Genomic DNA, 15,968 nt, shown 5'->3' on the forward strand with positions numbered 1-15,968 from the left:
CGGTCCGGACGGCGGGGGGCCCGCCGACCGGGCCGCCCTCCGTCGTGCCCCCCCGGGGATCGCCCGAGCCGCATAGCGGGCCGCCCGCCGCCCCGTCCCCAGGAGCGGAGGCGCCCCGACCGGGTCGCCCGCCGAGTGGGGAAGGTGTCGATGAATGCCGAAGACGAACGAGGGTTCCGCGAGTTCGTGGCGAACCGGTCCTCCGCCCTCCTGAGGACCGCGGTCCTGCTCACCGGAGGCGACCGGCACGCGGCCGAGGACCTGCTCCAGGGCGCCCTGCTCAAGGTCGTGGCCCGCTGGCACCGGATCGACGACCACGAGGCGTACGTGCGCCGCGTCCTGTACCGGCAGCAGGTCGACCGCTGGCGGCTGAAGTGGCCCCGACGGGAACTGACCGTCGCGGACCTGCCCGACGCCGCCGCACCTGCCGACGCCCATGCGAACGCCGAACTGCGGATCGTCCTGCTGGACGCCCTGGCCCGGCTCACCGCGCGCCAGCGGACCGTGCTGGTGCTGCGTTACTTCGAGGACCTGCCCGAGGCCGAGGTGGCCGACGCGCTCGGCTGCTCGGTCGGCACCGTGCGCTCCACCGCCCACCGCTCGCTGGCCCGGCTGCGCACCCTCGCCCCGGAACTCACCGCACTGGTGGCGACCGCACCCGACGGGCCGTCCGACGCACCACCGGACGACGGCCGCACACCGTGGACCCCTGACGGCATCGTGTACGAGGAGGTGGCCCGATGAGCACCGAGGGCCTGTTGAAGGAAACACTGCGCGCGCAGGCCACCGCGGTGGCCCCCGCCCCCGCCGACCTCGCCGACCGGGTGCTCGCCGCCCGCCGCCGGGGCAACCGACTGCGGGGCGCGGCGGCGGTCGCCGCGGTGATCGCGCTGGGGCTCACCGGGAGCCAGGTGCTCCCCGGGGACACGGCGGCCTCCACCCCGGCGGCCGACTGGTCGGACGACGACGTGCTCGCCCGCCCGGACCAGTCGCCGCCGCGCGAACTGATCGCCGCGGGGGACCTGGCGGTCGGCGCGTACTACACCGTGGCCACCTCGGAGAAGGCGAACGACACCACGGCGTACGACCGCACGTACCGGTTGTTGAACCGGTCGTCAGGCAGGTACGAGAAGGCCCCGTGGTCGTACGTGGACGTGGCTCCGGGGCTGGGCACCGCCGCCGTCCTCCAGGGCGCCCTGCCGACCCGCCGGATCGGCCTGGTCGACCTGGACACCGGGAAAGTCACCCGGTGGATCACGGTGCGCAAAGCGGTCGCGGCCGTGGCCTTCTCCCCGGACGGGACCCGACTGGTGGGCACCACGTACCGGACGGACCCGGACGTCAGGCCCTCGGGTGACGGCGGTGTGTCGTCCGACCGGACCGGGTTCAGCGTCATCGACCTCGCTTCGGGCGAGGAGGAATGGCACCGGACACGGGTCACGGTGTCCGAGGCCGTGTTCGGCGCCCTTCCCCAGGAGAGCCTCCGCCGGGTCGACTACGACTTCACCGCCGACGGCGAACGGGTCCACGTCCCGAACCCGACCCCCGGGTACGTGTCGCCGGGCGCGGTGTTCTCGGGGCCGCAGGGCGCGGGGGTCCGGAATCTCGACGGCAAGCCGGTCGGGCCCTCGGAGCTGAAGATGACGGAGGGCCGGCTGCTGGAAGGGGGCGTCGAGTATCCCACGGTGGACGCCAAGGAACCGGCCGCTGGAGAAAAGCCCGTCGGCTGGCCGGGTGGTGACCGGGCGATCGTCTGGCGCTGCGCGCCGAAGCTCTGCGAGGACGAGGGGTCCACCGGCCGGCTCACCCTGGTCGACGTCCGCACCGGCCGTTCCCTCCCCCTCAGTGGGGGCCGCCCGGAGGTGGGCGAGGGCCGCTGGGTGCCGGTGTTCGCACCGCGCTGACCGGCCGCGGGTCCCGGGACGGACGTCGACCCGCCCCGGGACCCCGCCCGCTCAGGGCCGCAGTCGCAGCACCTGCGGGTCGTGGTCGCTGTTCTGGTCGGCGAACTCGGCGTTGAGGTGCACCGAGTCGTACGCGAAGCGGCCCCACCGCACCGACGGGCTCACCAGGATCTGGTCGAGCACCTGGCTGTTGCCCTGGTACGCGTACGAGTAGCGGTCGCCCGCCGGCAGTGACTTGACCGCCGACCACAGGGCGCCGCCGTCCTCCAGCAGCCGGGTGGTGCGGGAGAACTCGAAGTCGTTGATGTCGCCCAGGGCGATCACATCGGCGTCGCGCTGCACCTTCAGGACGTCCTTGACGAAGGCGTTCACCTCCGTCGCCTGGCGGTGCCGCTGGACCTCCGACGAGCGGGCCGGGGGCTGGAACTGCGAGGTCAGCGCCTGGTCCCCGCCCTTGGACGCGAAGTGGTTGGCGATCACGATCACGGTGCGGCCCCGGAAGACGAACTCCCCGGCGAGCGGCTTGCGGCTGTCGGTCCAGGCCTCGGAGGCGGGAGCGATCCGCCCCGGCGACAGGGTCAGGGCCGCGCGGCCGTCCACCCGGGTCACCCCGGTCGCGGTGGTCGCGTCCCCGCCGGGCCGGTCGGTGAAGGAGACCCGCTCGGGGTTGAAGAGGAAGACCTGACGGATGTTGCCGCCCGGCTCGCCGCCGTCCCGGCCGTCCACCGGATCGATGGACCGCCAGTCGTAGCGCGGGCCGCCGTGGGCCACTATCGCGTCGACGAACCTGCGGATCGTGACGTCGGCGGCGACCGTGCCGTCCTGGGTGCGCCCGTTGTTGTCCTGGACCTCCTCCAGGGCCAGCACGTCCGGCGAGGCCAGGTTCGTGGCGACGGCCTCGGCGAGCGCGTCGAACTTCTCCTGCGGGTCGCCCGGGTCGAGGTTCTCGACGTTGTACGTCGCCACCGAGAGTTCCTTGTCGTGCTGCGGGCGGGTCCGCTCCCGTTCCAGTCCGCGGTCCACGACCGTGCCGAGCGTCCGTGCGGTCAGCGTGTAGCCGCCGAACTGGTTGAAGTCCAGGGGGCCCTCGGCGCCGCCCTTCAGCACGTCGCCCACGTTAGCGGCGGGGAACGGCCGCTCGGCGACCGGGACCAGCGACTGGACCTTGAGCCGTCCGGTGTTCTGGTCCCGGTAGGAGCCGTAGACGGCGCCGCCGCGGCGGTTGTCGTTCTCGTCCGGCTTCACCGTGACCCACAGTTCGCTGAACGCGGTCGCGCCCACCACCCGGGAGGTGCCCACCCGGACGTTCATGCCCTCCAACGACTCGTAACGGTCGAGGGCGTACGTGCGCGGGCGCAGCGGGAGGCCGTTGACCGATCCGCCCGCCGCGGGATCACCCGTGGGGGCGTACGCGTCGGGAACGGACCGCCGGTCCAGGGTGGTCGGGGCGGGCAGCGGGTTGCCCGTGGACACCACCGTCACGGTCGGTCGACTGAGCTGGGTGAGCGACTGGTTGCCGCTGGCGGCACCGCCCGGGACGAACTCCGTGACGGTTCCCGACACCTGCACCGCGTCGCCGGGCGTGACCGTCGGGGTGGAGCCGGTGAAGACGAACAGGCCCTCGCTGGTCGCCGGGTCGTCGTCCGGGGCGGTGTCCTGGAACCAGAAGCCCCGGGACGAGCCGTAGGCGCGGACGCCGGTGACGACTCCCAGGACGCCGGTGACCTGGGTGCCGACGAGCGGGGAGGTCCGGGTGGTGCCCTGGACGTCGTGGATGGCGGTCGGGGACGGGACGGGGTCCGCCGCGTGCGCCGGGATGGTCAGGACCACGGTCGTCACCGTGGAACAGACGGCGGCGACGGTGAGCGCGGCCAGACGGGTCGAGGTTCTGCTCGGCAAGGGAATCCCTCCGGGTGGGTGGGGCGTGCGGGGTGGTGACGGGTGGTGCGGGAGGAGCGCGGCAGGCCGTCCGGCCGGCTCCGGAGCGGGAACACGGTGTCCCGGCTCCGTTACCGACCGGTTTCTACGCGCGTCAATCTCTTGGGTCCACGGGGGAGTTGTCAAGGTCCCCGAGGGGTACCACGCTTGACGAGTACATGAACCAGACGGCATGGGGAGAAATCCGTCTAGGCTGAGCGGCCGGACCACATTGCCCGGAGGAGAAGCCGCCCATGACCGACCGTTCCCCGTTGCCCCCGGTGCGGCTGCGCCCCGAGGCGGAACTCGCCAGGGACGCGCTCGCCTCCCCGTTGTTCTCCCGCGCCGTCCGCCTCGCACGGTGGGCCGGCCCCGACCGCCGGGTGGGCGCCGGGGGCGAACTCGCGGAGGAACTGCTCCCGGCCGCCGCAGTGGAACTCGGACTCCTTCCGGCGGCGGCCGTGGGGCTGCCCGACGGGTCCGAGGACCCGCGCCCGGCGGACTCCGCGGAGTCGGCGGAACTCGCCACCGAGGCCGTCGAGGACGCCCTCGCCGACGCCAGCGAGGCCTGGCGGGTGGCCGTCGACATCGGGCTCATCGAGACCTTCGAGGCACCGGACCCGGCCGCCGACGACGGAACCGCCGCCCCCGCCGAGGACCTGGAACTCCTCACCTCGGGCTCCCCGCAGGACGTCCTCACCCTGTGGCTGGCCGCCCTCGACGCCGTGCTCGCCGACGCCAGCCTGCCCGACCTGGACGACCTGGTCGACGCCATCGAGGACGGGGGCACGGTCGACTTCGGCGAGCTGGACTGGAACCCGGAGGCCGAAGCGGACTTCCTCGACGGCGTGCTCGGCAACCTGTACCTGCTGACCGCCAGCGAGGACGGCCCCGAGGACGGCCGGGTGCCCCTGCCCGCGCTGGCCGCGTCGATGCTGGTGCCCGACGACATGGGCGAGCCCACCGACGACGTCCTCGAAGAAGTGTCCGACGCGATGCTGAAGCTCGACGGACAGTTCCGGCTGCTCGCACCGATCGGACTGGTCGACTTCCAGCCGGTGGACGAAGCGCTGATGGTCGACGACGAGCAGGACGGGGCGGCGGCCGGCGCCGGCGTCCCGCCGGACGACGACCTCGACGTCAGCCGGTACGGCATGGTGCGGCTCACCCCGCTCGGGCTGTACGGCGTCCGGGCCCGGATGGTGGAGGCCGGCGTCGAGGCCCCGGCCGTCGGAGACCTCGCGGACAAGGGGGCGGACGTCCTGCTGGACCGTACGGCCTTCTTCCCCGCCGAGGCGGCCCGTACCGAGACCTCGCTGTGGCTCGCCGACCGCGCCCCGCTGGCCGCGGCCCGGGAGCTGCTCGCCGCGGCCCGCGGCTCGGACGAGGACGGCCCGCTGCGCCGGCTCTGCTGTCAGCAGGCGCTCGCCCTGGTGGGCGCCGAGGCGGAGCCCGCACTGCGCGAGGTGCTGGACGACCCCGAGTTGGGCGGCCTGGCCCGGGTCTGGCTCGCCGAGCACGGCGCGGCTGACGTCCCGCCGCCCGGCGAGGACATGATCTTCTGGCTCACCGTCGACACGGTGGCCGCCCAACTCGCCGCCGAGGGCAACTCCGAGGAGCTCCAGGCACTGGTGGAAGGGCTCGCGGCACAGCACGCCGGATTCTTCGACGTGGTGTGGCGGGTCGAGCACCCGGCGACGGCCGACGTCCTGGAGGCGATGGGACGGTTGCACCCCGACAAGGCGGTGGCGAAGCAGGCCCGGAAGGCGGCGTTCAAGGCCCGGTCCCACCGGTCCTGAACGCACCTCCGGCCACGCGGACCTGCTGGTACGGGAGGAGGCCGCCCGCCCGCCCGGTGCTGCCGGACGGGTGGGCGGCCTCCCGGGCCGGGGCGGGCCTAGAGGATCTGGGCGCCCGGCTTCACCATGCCGCGCACCGTCCGGGACTTGACGAAGTCACCGAGCGCGGTCATCTCCCACTCACCGCTGTACTGGCGGATCAGCTTGCACATCAGGACACCCGTCTGGGGCTGGGCGCTGGTGAGGTCGAAGCGCGCCAACTCCTCACCGGTCGCCGCGTCCATCAGCCGGCAGTACGCCTTCGCGACCTCGGTGAACTTCTGGCCCGAGAACGAGTTCACCGTGAAGACCAGGCCCGTCGCCTCCTGGGGGAGCCGGCCGAGGTCGACCACGATGACCTCGTCGTCGCCCGCGCCGTCGCCCGTCAGGTTGTCACCGGAGTGCTTGACGGAGCCGTTCAGGATCGACAGCTTGCCGAAGTAGCAGCTGTCGAGGTGGTTGCGCTGGGGTCCGTACGCGATGACCGAGGCGTCGAGGTCGATGTCCTTGCCCCGGTAGGCCGGCTCCCAGCCGAGGCCCATCTTCACCTGGGAGAGGAGCGGACGACCGCCCTTGACCAGCGAGACCGTCTGGTTCTTCTGGAGGCTGACCCGACCCTTGTCGAGGTTGATCTTGCCGGCGCCCGGGGTCGGCGCGGCGGGCGCGGCAGCCGGCGGCGGGGCCTGCTGCGGGGTGGCGGCCACGGAACGGGTCGGGGCCGCCGGAGGAGCGACCGGAGCCGGAGCGACCGGAGCCGGAGTCGGTGCGGGGGCCGGGGGAGCGGCCGGCTCCTCCACGCTGACGCCGAAGTCGGTGGCGATGCCCGCGAGGCCGTTCGCATAGCCTTGGCCCACCGCGCGCACCTTCCACACGCCGTTGCGGCGGTAGACCTCCACGATCACCAGCGCGGTCTCCGTGCCGAGCTGCGGCGGGGTGAATGTGGCCAGGACGGAGCCGTCCTCGACGTTGCGGACCGTGGCCGTGGGCTCCACCCCCTGGAAGGTCCGGCCGGCGGAGTCCGGGCTCGCCGTCACGACGATCTTCTCGATGTCCGGCGGGAGGGCCGCCGTGTCGATGGTGATCGCGTCGGGCGCCGTGCCGTTGCCCGAGCGGTACGTCACGCCCGGACCTGCGGGCTGGTTGTAGAAGATGAAGTCGTCGTCGGAGCGCACCTTGCCGTCGGCGGTGAGCAGCAGGCCCGAAACGTCGAGCCGCGCCGGAGCGGCGACGTCGACCGCCACCCGGGCGGCACTGAGGGGAAGGTTCGAGCCGGGGGTCATAGCTGTCATGCCCGAGGTAACGAACGGTGTTGCCGGGCCGTTCCCCCGCACGTGCCGCGAGCGGCGAATGCCCCCGTTCGGCCGCGTCACCCGGGCTGCCGACGGGCCAGCAGCGCCCCGGCCACCGCCGTCCCGCACACCCCGAGGACGACCAGGACCGTGCGGTGGTCGGCCACCGCGACCAGCGCCGCGCCCAGCCCCAGGGCGAGGGCGTTCGGAACGAAGAGCAGGGTGTGGGCGGTGGCCACCGCCCGCCCCAGGACCGCGTCCGGTACCTCCCGCTGGACCGCTGTCAACGCCGCGATCAACACGCACGGCAGCCCCGCACCGATCGCCACGGACGCCATCAGGGCCACCGGTTCGTGGGGCACCGCCCGCAGGGCCACCCCGGCGGCGAACAGCGCCGTCCCGCCCGCCGCGAACCGGTGGTCGCCCCACCGCCGCAGCAGCCGCCCGGCCAGCAGACCGAGCACGACCGAGCCCGCGCCCTGCGCCGCGTACAGGGCCCCCGCCCAGCCCGGCGGGCGACCCAACCCCTCGTCGACGACCGCGAACACCAGCGCCCCGTTCACCCCGGCGAGCAGCATGACCGCGCCGCCGCCCACCACCAGGGGCCGCAGCGCCGGTGCCCGCCACAGCGCCGCGGCGCCCGCGGCCACCTGTTCCCGCCAGCCGTCCGTGGTGGGCGCGGGGCGCGGCTCGGGAACCCGCAGCGCCGCGTACAGGCCCGCCGTCAGGGCGAACAGTGCCGCGGTGAGCACCGCCACCGCAGCGCCGCCGTGCGCCGTGTACAGCGCGGCGCCCAGCAGCGGCGCGACCAGCTTGACGCCCTCGCCCGCGGTGGTCCGCAGCCCGTTGAAGTCGCCCAGCAGGTCGCGGTCCACCACGCGGGGGCCGAGGGCGCCCCGGGCCGCGTCCTGGACGACGCCCGTCGCCCCGTACAGCACCAGCACCGTGAACAGCAGCCACAGCCGGTCCGCGGAGTCCACCGCGCACAGCGTCAGGAGCAGCAGCGCCAGGGCCAGCTGGGTGTGGACCAGCAGCGGGCGGCGCCGGGTGCGGTCGGCGAGGGTGCCGAGCACCGGGCCGAACAGGGTGGGCGCCCACACGGCGAAGGTGCACAGTGCGGCGAGCGCGCTCGACCCCGTCAGGTCCTTCACCCAGACGCCCGCGGTGAGCCACAGCAGCGAGCCCGCGAGGCCGCCGCCCACCACCCCGCCCAGGTACAGGCCCGCCTCGCGGTCCCGTAGGACCCTGGTCACCGTTCCCGTCGCCGTCATACGAGCTGATCGTGCGGCTAAGGCCCCCCGTCGGGGATCGTCCGGATGCCTTAGCTCCCGGCTGCGTCCGGCTCGTCGGAGGCCCGGGGCGTACGGATGCGCGCTTCGGCGTCGCGGAGCAGTCCCGGGGCCAATCGCCGGTGGACGGCGGACAGCGGGGGCCAGATCGCGCGGCCGGGGCGGCGCCGGTAGTGCAGGAAGGTGCCCAGCGTGACCTGGCCGCGGGGTGCCAGGACCACCAGGGCGCCGGCCAGGAACCAGGAGGCAGCCTCCAGCCGGATCCAGTCCTCGCCGCGGGCAGCGACGCGCCAGCCGGCCACGGTGTCCGGGGACCGCCCGCGGCTGAGCCGAAGCCCCAACAGGCCGCGCCAGATGAACCGTTCGGTGGGGCCGGGCACGTCACCGAACATGGCCCGGGCCCAGCGCTCCGGTGGGGCGGCGGTGTCCGTCCGCAGGGTGAAGTGGTCGGCGTAGTCGAGGGAGGGCAGTCCGCTGAGGGAACGGAGGGGTTCCGGCGTCCGGTGCACGCCCGCCGCACCCTCCACGGCGCCGCTGCGCGGGGCGTCGCGGTCACGCTCCCGACGTGCGGATTCCGGTTTCCGACGGGAGCGGGCCATGCGCGTCCTCCGTAGATCTATACGGTAGCGTATAGATCTAGGTTAGCTTGGTTGTACGCCGCCGTACAGCTCGGTGGGAGAACAGGACGGGGAACGGATGGGCGCGCCACGGACACCGCGGGAGCGCTGGATCGAGGAGGGCCTGCGGGCGCTGGCCGAAGCCGGCCCCGACGCCGTCCGCGTCGAGGCGCTCGCCAAACGGATCGGCGTCACGAAGGGCGGCTTCTACGGGTACTTCGCCGACCGCAACGCACTGCTGGTGGCCATGCTCGACGCCTGGGAGCGGGAAAGCACCCATGACGTGTTCGACCGCATCGAGGAGGAGGGCGGCGACCCGAAGTCCCGGGTCCGACGGGCGGGCGAACTCAGCTTCTCCGACGACCGACTGCTCCCCGTGGACCTCGCGGTCCGTGCGTGGGCCCGGCACGACGAGGCCGTCGCGGAGCGTCTGCGCCGGGTCGACAACCGTCGGATGGGGCTGCTGCGCGCGGCGATGGGCACCTTCTGCGCTGACGCGGAGGAGGTCGAGGCGCGCAGTCTGCTCGCCTTCTGCGCGGCGATCGGTGCTCATTTCCTCGCGGCCGACCACGGTGGGTTCACCCGGGCCCAGGTGCTCGACCGGGCTGCCGATCTGCTCCTCGACCGCCCCCGCGACCCGGCTGTGGCCCCGGAGCCGGGCGCCGGTCCTGCGCCGGCCGGCGGCTGACGGGCCGCGCCCCTTCGTACGCTCCGCTGCGTGGTGCTCTGCGGGTGCGCTTCGGTTGCTCGCGCCGTTCCCCGCGCCCCTTTGGGACGCGCCGGTGCGGGTGCGTTGCCCCTGGCGGGGCCTCTGCCAGGGTGCCCTGGAGGGGCGCGGGGAACTGCGCGAAAGGCGCCGCGCATCGCGTACGCGCACCGATGAGTTGCGGGTCGTCGGGGGGTCTGCACTGGTGGAGGGAGAAGGTGACGCCCTCACGGACGGTCGCCCCGACCGTCCGTTCCGCCCCGCCGAAGGAGCTCACGATGCCCGTGCCGCCCGTTGACCTCGGTCCGCAGACCCTGACGATCGCCCGGCTCGCCGAAGCGGTCCGCGACGAGCAACTCGACGCGCCCACGCCCTGCCCCGACTACGCGGTGAGCCATCTGCTCGCCCACCTCGCCGGGCTGGCCGCTGCCTTCCGGGACGCCGCGCGCAAGGAGCCGGGACCCACCACCGACACCCCGCCCGGGGACGTCCTGCCCGAGCTGGAGCCCGGCTGGCGGCCGGAGCTGCCCGGGCTCCTCGGCGAGCTGGCCGGGGCGTGGCGGGACCCGGCCGCCTGGGAGGGCGACACCCGGGCGGGCGGGGTGTCGCTGCCCGGTGCCGTGGCCGGGCTGGTCGCCGTGGACGAACTGGTCGTCCACGGCTGGGACCTGGCCCGCGCCACCGGACAGGAGTACGCGCCCGACGAGGAGGCCCTGCGCGCCGCGGAACGCTTCCTCGTGCTGGCCGCCGCCGAGCCCGCCGACGGAGGCGGACTGTTCGGGCCGCCCGTGCCCGTACCGGACGGGGCGCCCCTGCTGGACCGGGTGATCGCCCTGAGCGGCCGGGACCCCCGCTGGACCCCGTGACCCACGGTTCGGTCACCCCACCACGCCCGCCCGGTTTTTGGGAAACTGGCCCGATGATCGATATGCGTGTGGCCAGCAGCGCCGACTACGACCGGATCGACGACCTCGACGACTCCTTCACCACCGACCGGATCTTCCACGTCACGGGGGGTGACTCCGGCTTCGAGATCCGCAGCGTGGCGGTGCAACCGCCGCTGCGCAAGGAGTACCCGGCGGACCCGGAGGCCGACCTCGCGCGCCGCGACCAGGAAGCCCACCACACGGTCGTCGCGGTGGCGGACGACCGGGTCGTCGGCTTCGTCACCGTCTCCTACGCCGAGTGGAACCAGCGCGCCCACGTCGAGCAGATCACCGTCGACCCCGAGTACCGCGGCAAGGGCCTCGGCAGCGCGCTGATGGCCCGCGCCGAGTCCTACGGCCGCAAGGCGGGCGCCCGCATGCTCTGGCTGGAGGTCACCCACGTCAACGCCCCCGCGGTACGGGCCTACCGGCGTCTCGGCTTCGAGGTGTGCGGGCTCGACACCAGCCTCTACGTGGGCACCCCCGCGGAAGGGGAGATCGCCCTGTTCATGAGCAAGTCCCTGGACTGACCGCGCCCCGGGGGTCCGCCCTCGGCGCGCGGTCGTCGTCCGGTCAGCGCAGGGCGGCCTCCATCATCGCCTTCGCGATGGGCGCGGCCTGGCCGTTGCCGCTGACCTCCGAACGCGCCGCGTCCGACTGCTCGATGAGGACCGCGACGGCGACCTGCTTGCCGCTGTCGGGGTCCTGCGCGTACGAGGTGAACCACACGTACGGCGTCTCGCTGTTGTTCACCCCGCGCTGGGCCGTACCCGTCTTGCCGCCGACCTTCGCCCCGGCGATCCGGGCGTTGCCTCCGGTGCCGTCCTCGACCACGGTCTCCATCGCGGACCGCAACTGTCGGGCCGTGGACTCGCTGAGGACCCGCTCGGAAGCCGGGTCGACGTCCTCCAGCACGTTCCCGTCGGCGTCGGTGACCCGGCTGACCAGGTTCGGGGTGACCAACTCGCCGTCGTTCTCGATGGCGGCCGTCACCATGGCGACCTGGAGCGGAGTCGCCGTCACCTCGAACTGGCCGATGCCGGTCAACGCGGTGGACGGACGGTCCATGCCCTTCGGGTACACGCTCTCGTACGCCCGCACCGGGACGTCCAGTTCGGCGTCGTTGAAGCCGAACTTCTCCGCCATGGCCCGCACCTTGTCCTGGCCCAGGTCGACCGCGGCCTTGGCGAAGACGTTGTTGCACGAGTACTGGAGGGCCGTCCGCAGGGAGGCGTCCTCGCAGGGGGCGGTGCGGATCAGGTTCTCCAGGACGGTGCTGGAGTCCGGGAGGGTGTAGGGGCTGGGGCTCTTCGTCCGCTCGTCGACCGAGTCGTACAGCCCGTTCTCCAGCGCCGCCGCCGCGACGACCAGCTTGAACGTGGAGCCCGGTGCCAACGGCTTGCGGATCGCGCGGTTCACCAGCGGCTCGTCGGCCTCCGCACCCTTCTCGGCCTTCTCGTTCAACCCGGCCCACGCACGGGTGTCCGAGCTGCCGGAGCCGGAGATCCGGGACGGGTCGTACGAGGGGGTGGACACCATGCCGAGCACCTGGCCCGTCGCCGGCTCCAACGCGATGGCGGCGCCCTTCTTGTCGCCGAGCCCCTTGAACGCGGCCCGCTGCACCTCCGGGTCGATCGTCGTCACCACGTCGCCCGGCTCGCCGCGCTTGCCGGTCATCGTGTCCAGCGGACTCCGCAGTTCCACGGCGGTGCCGTCCAGCACGTCCTGGTAGACCCCCTCCAGGAGGTTGGCCCCGTAGAGGTGGGAGCTGTAGCCCGTCACCGGGGCGTACAACGCGCCGTCCCGGTAGGTGCGCTTGTACGCGAGATCGCTGTGCTCGGTCCGCTCGGAACCCGTGATCGCCTCCCCGGCCACGATGATGTCGCCCAGCGGATAGGCGTACTGCTCGATCGCCTTGCGCCGGTTTTCCTTGTTGTCCGCGAGGGCCCGGCCTTCGTAGAACTGCACCCAGGTGGCCCGGCCCAACAGGGCCAGGACCAGCAGCAGCGAGAAGACCGAGGCACGCCTGATCGTCTTGTTCATCCTGTCGGGAAGGACGAACGGGCGGCACCCGCAGTTCCTGCCCGCGCCCGGGCCCCGGCCGGTGTGCCCCGTCTCACGGAGCCCGTCCGTGTCCCCGGCCCCCTCACTCCCGACCGGCCAGCCCGGCCTCGTAGGCGGCGATCACGGCCTGCGTCCGGTCCCGCGCCCCGGTCTTCGCCAGCACCCCCGCCACATGGGTCTTCACGGTCGCGGCCCCCACCTCCATCCGCCGGGCGATCTCCGCGTTGTTCAGCCCCCGGGCCATCAGCCGCAGCACCTCCGCCTCCCGCCCGGTCAGCCGTGACACCCACGCGGGGGCCGCCGACGCGGTACGGGCGTGCTCCCCGGCCAGGGCGCGCACCGCCGCCGGGAACAGCAGCGTGTCGCCGCGCGCCACCAGCCGCACCGACTGCACCAGCACCTCGGGGTCGCTGCGCTTCAGCAGGAACCCCGACGCCCCGGCGCGCAGCGCCTCGTACACGTACGCGTCGTTCTCGAAGGTCGTCACCACCACGACCCGCGGTGGTGCGTCGCCCCCCGCGACGATCAGCTCGGTGGCCCGGATGCCGTCGATCCCCGGCATCCGGACGTCCATCAGGACCACGTCCGGTCGGGTCTCGCGGACCAGGGCCACCGCCTCCACGCCGTCCCGGGCCTCACCCACCACGGTGAGGTCGGGTTCGTCCTCCAGGATCACCCGCAGCGCGGTGCGCACCATGGTCTCGTCGTCGGCGAGCACGATCCGGACGAGTGGCCGGGTCCCCTCGGGCGAGGTCGTCGGTGCCAGCGTCGTCATGACTGTTCGTCTCCTGTTTCCGATGGGTCCCACCCGGCTCCTGCGGGTGCGGCGGTCGTTTCGGTCCCGGGGCTGCGCCGCCGTCATGCACCGTCCCGCAGCGGCAGCCGCACGCGCACCGACCAACGGTCGTCCTCGGCACCCGCCGCCACCGTGCCGCCCAGCAGCCGGACCCGGTCGGCGATCCCGGGCAGCCCGTGGCCGCCCCCCGGACGCGGAGCCGGCCGGGGGGCGGCCGGCAACGGGTTCTCCGCCGTGATCTCCAGCTCCATGGCGGTGACCGTCACCCGCAGGTCCACCCGGGTCCCGGTGCCCGCGTGCCGCAGTGCGTTGCCCAGCGCCTCCTGCACGATCCGGTACGCCTCCCGGGACACCTGCGGCGGCAGCGCGGCCAGGCCGTGCGGACCCGGGTCCAGGGCGGTCTCGACCCGCAGCCCCGTGGCCCCGGTCCGTCGCAACAGCCCGTCGAGGTCGGCGCCGAGGGTCGGCGCCGGCGCGGTCGGAGCGCCGGCGTCACCGTCGCGCAGCACCCCGAGCACGGCGTCGAGTTCGCCGACGGTGCGCCGGGTCGTCTCCTCGATGGCGGCGAGGGCGGTGCGGACGAACTCCGGGTCGCGGTCCAGGACCCGGCGGGCCGCCGCGGCCTGGAGGCCGACCGCACTGAGCGCGTGCCCCACGGAGTCGTGCAGTTCGCGGGCCAGCCGGTTGCGCACCGCGAGGTCGGCGGCCCGACGCTCGGCCGCCGCGAGCCGGTCCGCCGGCCCCGGGCCGAGCAGTACGGGCACCGCTCGGGCCAGCACCGCCCCGGCCGCCGCCGCGCACGCCGCCAGCGCGACCAGGACCGCCAGCCCCGCGAACGGCGTGAGGACGTACCCCCAGCCGGAGAACGCGGGGTGGGAATCCCCGAACGGTTCCCCGCGCAGTGCGGTCACCGGGGGCAGCACCAGGAGCGCCAGCCCCAGCGGGACGACCCCGAGGGTCGTCCCGCTGACCGCCACTCCGAGGACCAGGTGCAGGGCGAACCAGGCCGAGGTGCGTCCGCGGGCGGCCCAGGAGCGGGCGGGCCCGTCCCCCAGCCCGTCCCCCGACCCCGCCACGCGCAGTGCGCGCACCCCGGCCACCGCCACCGGCCGGGCCACCGGGAGGAGCGCGACCAGCGGGACGAACGACAGCCCGACGGCCAGGGACAGCGCCTGGTCCCGGGGCGTGCCGAGCAGCCCCGTCCCGTCGCCGACCCCGAGCAGGGCCAGGAGGACCGAACCGGCCAACAGGAAGGGCATGGCGAGCGCGCCGCCGAGGATCAGATGCGTCCAACGGCGGCGCGCACGGCCGCCGAACAACGCTTTCGGGGCGGCGGCGAGGGTGGCACGGAACATCCGCCCAGCGTAGGCGAGCCGCAGGTCACCGGCGTCGACGCCGCTGGGCAGAACCCGTCGCGTGGAGTGCCCCGTTCACCACCCAGCGGCCCGGCGCCCGACTCCGTCGCGTGGGGGGAGGGGAGCCCCGTTCGGCCGGCGCGGCATGGACCGGACGGCCCGGGAGGGGCACAGTGAGGAGCATGGAGAAGCTTGACGAAACCACGGTCCGCGCCGAGTTCGCCCCTCAGACGACCTATCTGAACACCGCCAGCACCGGGCTGTCGCCGGCCCGGACCGTGACGGCGCTGCGGTCGGCGGTGGAGGCCGCGACGACCGGCCGGCCGGTCGACCTGTTCGGTGATGTGCACCGGAGCCGGGAGATCTTCGCCCGGATCGTCTCGGTGCCGGCGAGCCGGGTGGCCGCGGGGGCGTCCGTCGCCGTGTACACGGGGCTGATCGCCGCCGCGCTGCCGCCGGGCGCCGAAGTGCTCACCGTCGAGCAGGACTTCAGCTCCACCGTGGCCTCGTTCCACACCCGGGGCGACCTCAAGGTGCGGGAGGTTCCGTTGGAGCGGGTCGCGGACTCCGTCCGCCCCAGTACGAGCCTGGTCGCGCTGAGCGCGGTCCAGTCGGCCGACGGGCGGGTCGCGGACCTGGCGGCGGTGCGGGAGGCCGCGCTCGCCCACGGGGCGCGCACCTATGTGGACGCCTCCCAGGGCGTGGGCTGGCTGCCCCTGGACGCCGGGGCGTACGACTTCGTCTCCGCCGTCGCGTACAAGTGGCTGCTCTGCCCGCGCGGAGTCGCCTTCCTGGTCGTCCCGGAGGACCTGGGCGGGCTCCGGCCCGTCTTCACGGGCTGGGCGTCCGGCGAGAACCCCTGGGACAGCTGCTACGGTCCCGTCACCGAACTGGCCCGCTCGGCCCGTCGGTTCGACGAGAGCCCGAGCACCCTGGCGTACGCCGCGGCCCGCCACTCGTTGGCCCTCATCGAGGAGTTGGGCACCGAGCGGATCGGGGCCCACGACCTGGCCCTCGCCGACCGCTTCCGCGCCGGGCTGGCCGCCCGCGGCCTCGAACCCGTGCCGCCCGTGTCGTCCGTGCCGTCCCTGGGGTCCCCGATCGTGGCGGTGCCGGGTCTCGGGGCGCGGCAGGGCGAGCTGAGCCGGGCGGGCATCGAGCTGTCCGACCGGGCGGGGAACCTGCGGGCGGCCTTCCACCTGTACAACACGGAGGCGGACGTGGACCAGTTGCTCGACCGGCTGTGACCCGGGGCGGGACGCGGGGC

At 74.1% G+C, this 15,968-nt stretch carries 14 protein-coding genes; 7 read left to right on the forward strand and 7 right to left on the reverse strand.

Going from position 1 to position 15,968, the window contains the following annotated elements; all coding sequences use genetic code 11:
* The first annotated feature begins 150 nt into the window (after positions 1-150).
* On the forward strand, positions 151-744 hold the full coding sequence (locus tag ACFWIA_RS11345) for a SigE family RNA polymerase sigma factor (RefSeq protein WP_387002705.1): 594 nt from the start codon (positions 151-153) through the stop codon (positions 742-744).
* Positions 741-1,904, forward strand: coding sequence for a hypothetical protein (locus ACFWIA_RS11350; RefSeq protein WP_387002707.1), 1,164 nt, complete (start codon positions 741-743; stop codon positions 1,902-1,904). Before ACFWIA_RS11345 ends, ACFWIA_RS11350 begins: the two co-directional genes overlap by 4 nt.
* 51 nt (positions 1,905-1,955) lie before the next feature.
* Here ACFWIA_RS11350 and ACFWIA_RS11355 read toward each other — a convergent pair whose 3' ends face one another.
* Positions 1,956-3,803 (reverse strand): endonuclease/exonuclease/phosphatase family protein, encoded by a 1,848-nt coding sequence (locus ACFWIA_RS11355; RefSeq protein ID WP_387002709.1) that lies wholly within the window; start codon positions 3,801-3,803, stop codon positions 1,956-1,958.
* 272 nt (positions 3,804-4,075) lie between these two features.
* Between ACFWIA_RS11355 and ACFWIA_RS11360 the strand changes: the two genes are divergently transcribed.
* Positions 4,076-5,620: a hypothetical protein gene (locus ACFWIA_RS11360; protein ID WP_387002711.1), complete on the forward strand. Its 1,545-nt coding sequence runs from the start codon at positions 4,076-4,078 to the stop codon at positions 5,618-5,620.
* Positions 5,621-5,718: 98 nt separating this feature from the next.
* On the opposite strand, the gene ACFWIA_RS11365 is transcribed toward ACFWIA_RS11360, so the two are convergent.
* From ACFWIA_RS11365 to ACFWIA_RS11375, 3 genes are all read right to left on the reverse strand, one after another.
* Entirely contained in the window at positions 5,719-6,939 is a 1,221-nt protein-coding gene (locus tag ACFWIA_RS11365) for a TerD family protein (protein WP_387002870.1), read from the reverse strand.
* Positions 6,940-7,025: 86 nt separating this feature from the next.
* A complete protein-coding gene (locus tag ACFWIA_RS11370; protein WP_387002713.1) occupies positions 7,026-8,219 on the reverse strand; it encodes an MFS transporter in 1,194 nt (397 codons plus the stop codon).
* Positions 8,220-8,269: 50 nt separating this feature from the next.
* A complete protein-coding gene (locus ACFWIA_RS11375) occupies positions 8,270-8,836 on the reverse strand; it encodes a hypothetical protein (protein WP_387002715.1) in 567 nt (188 codons plus the stop codon).
* Positions 8,837-8,933: 97 nt separating this feature from the next.
* Here ACFWIA_RS11375 and ACFWIA_RS11380 point away from each other — a divergent pair, with 97 nt between their 5' ends.
* The 3 genes from ACFWIA_RS11380 (at position 8,934) to ACFWIA_RS11390 (ending at position 11,016) form a co-directional block, all read left to right on the forward strand.
* Positions 8,934-9,542, forward strand: a complete 609-nt coding sequence (locus tag ACFWIA_RS11380) for a TetR/AcrR family transcriptional regulator (RefSeq protein ID WP_387002716.1) — start codon at positions 8,934-8,936, stop codon at positions 9,540-9,542.
* Positions 9,543-9,838: 296 nt separating this feature from the next.
* Complete coding sequence (locus ACFWIA_RS11385; RefSeq protein WP_387002718.1) at positions 9,839-10,426, forward strand: TIGR03086 family metal-binding protein; 588 nt, start codon at positions 9,839-9,841, stop codon at positions 10,424-10,426.
* Between the two features lie 53 nt (positions 10,427-10,479).
* Positions 10,480-11,016, forward strand: a complete 537-nt coding sequence (locus tag ACFWIA_RS11390; protein ID WP_387002720.1) for a GNAT family N-acetyltransferase — start codon at positions 10,480-10,482, stop codon at positions 11,014-11,016.
* A 43-nt stretch (positions 11,017-11,059) separates the two neighbouring features.
* On the opposite strand, the gene ACFWIA_RS11395 is transcribed toward ACFWIA_RS11390, so the two are convergent.
* From ACFWIA_RS11395 to ACFWIA_RS11405, 3 genes are all read right to left on the reverse strand, one after another.
* Positions 11,060-12,529 (reverse strand): peptidoglycan D,D-transpeptidase FtsI family protein, encoded by a 1,470-nt coding sequence (locus tag ACFWIA_RS11395; protein ID WP_387002722.1) that lies wholly within the window; start codon positions 12,527-12,529, stop codon positions 11,060-11,062.
* A 103-nt stretch (positions 12,530-12,632) separates the two neighbouring features.
* Positions 12,633-13,325, reverse strand: coding sequence for a response regulator (locus ACFWIA_RS11400; RefSeq protein WP_387002724.1), 693 nt, complete (start codon positions 13,323-13,325; stop codon positions 12,633-12,635).
* A gap of 83 nt (positions 13,326-13,408) precedes the next feature.
* The gene (locus ACFWIA_RS11405; RefSeq protein ID WP_387002726.1) at positions 13,409-14,701 is read right to left on the reverse strand and encodes a sensor histidine kinase; all 1,293 of its coding nucleotides are present in this window, start codon (positions 14,699-14,701) and stop codon (positions 13,409-13,411) included.
* Between the two features lie 182 nt (positions 14,702-14,883).
* On the opposite strand from ACFWIA_RS11405, the gene ACFWIA_RS11410 reads away from it, so the two are divergent.
* Positions 14,884-15,948, forward strand: coding sequence for an aminotransferase class V-fold PLP-dependent enzyme (locus ACFWIA_RS11410; RefSeq protein ID WP_387002728.1), 1,065 nt, complete (start codon positions 14,884-14,886; stop codon positions 15,946-15,948).
* Positions 15,949-15,968 lie beyond the last annotated feature (20 nt).

Source organism: Streptomyces sp. NPDC127068, assembly GCF_042724695.1.
Taxonomy (GTDB): domain Bacteria; phylum Actinomycetota; class Actinomycetes; order Streptomycetales; family Streptomycetaceae; genus Streptomyces.

Bases quoted from the DNA above. Each gene is read 5' to 3' on its own strand.
- ACFWIA_RS11345 (WP_387002705.1), top strand. From the start codon at position 151: ATGAATGCCGAAGACGAACGAGGGTTCCGCGAGTTCGTGGCGAACCGG.
- ACFWIA_RS11350 (WP_387002707.1), top strand. From the start codon at position 741: ATGAGCACCGAGGGCCTGTTGAAGGAAACACTGCGCGCGCAGGCCACC.
- ACFWIA_RS11360 (WP_387002711.1), top strand. From the start codon at position 4,076: ATGACCGACCGTTCCCCGTTGCCCCCGGTGCGGCTGCGCCCCGAGGCG.
- ACFWIA_RS11365 (WP_387002870.1), bottom strand. From the start codon at position 6,939: ATGACCCCCGGCTCGAACCTTCCCCTCAGTGCCGCCCGGGTGGCGGTC.
- ACFWIA_RS11370 (WP_387002713.1), bottom strand. From the start codon at position 8,219: ATGACGGCGACGGGAACGGTGACCAGGGTCCTACGGGACCGCGAGGCG.
- ACFWIA_RS11375 (WP_387002715.1), bottom strand. From the start codon at position 8,836: ATGGCCCGCTCCCGTCGGAAACCGGAATCCGCACGTCGGGAGCGTGAC.
- ACFWIA_RS11380 (WP_387002716.1), top strand. From the start codon at position 8,934: ATGGGCGCGCCACGGACACCGCGGGAGCGCTGGATCGAGGAGGGCCTG.
- ACFWIA_RS11385 (WP_387002718.1), top strand. From the start codon at position 9,839: ATGCCCGTGCCGCCCGTTGACCTCGGTCCGCAGACCCTGACGATCGCC.
- ACFWIA_RS11390 (WP_387002720.1), top strand. From the start codon at position 10,480: ATGATCGATATGCGTGTGGCCAGCAGCGCCGACTACGACCGGATCGAC.
- ACFWIA_RS11395 (WP_387002722.1), bottom strand. From the start codon at position 12,529: ATGAACAAGACGATCAGGCGTGCCTCGGTCTTCTCGCTGCTGCTGGTC.
- ACFWIA_RS11400 (WP_387002724.1), bottom strand. From the start codon at position 13,325: ATGACGACGCTGGCACCGACGACCTCGCCCGAGGGGACCCGGCCACTC.
- ACFWIA_RS11405 (WP_387002726.1), bottom strand. From the start codon at position 14,701: ATGTTCCGTGCCACCCTCGCCGCCGCCCCGAAAGCGTTGTTCGGCGGC.
- ACFWIA_RS11410 (WP_387002728.1), top strand. From the start codon at position 14,884: ATGGAGAAGCTTGACGAAACCACGGTCCGCGCCGAGTTCGCCCCTCAG.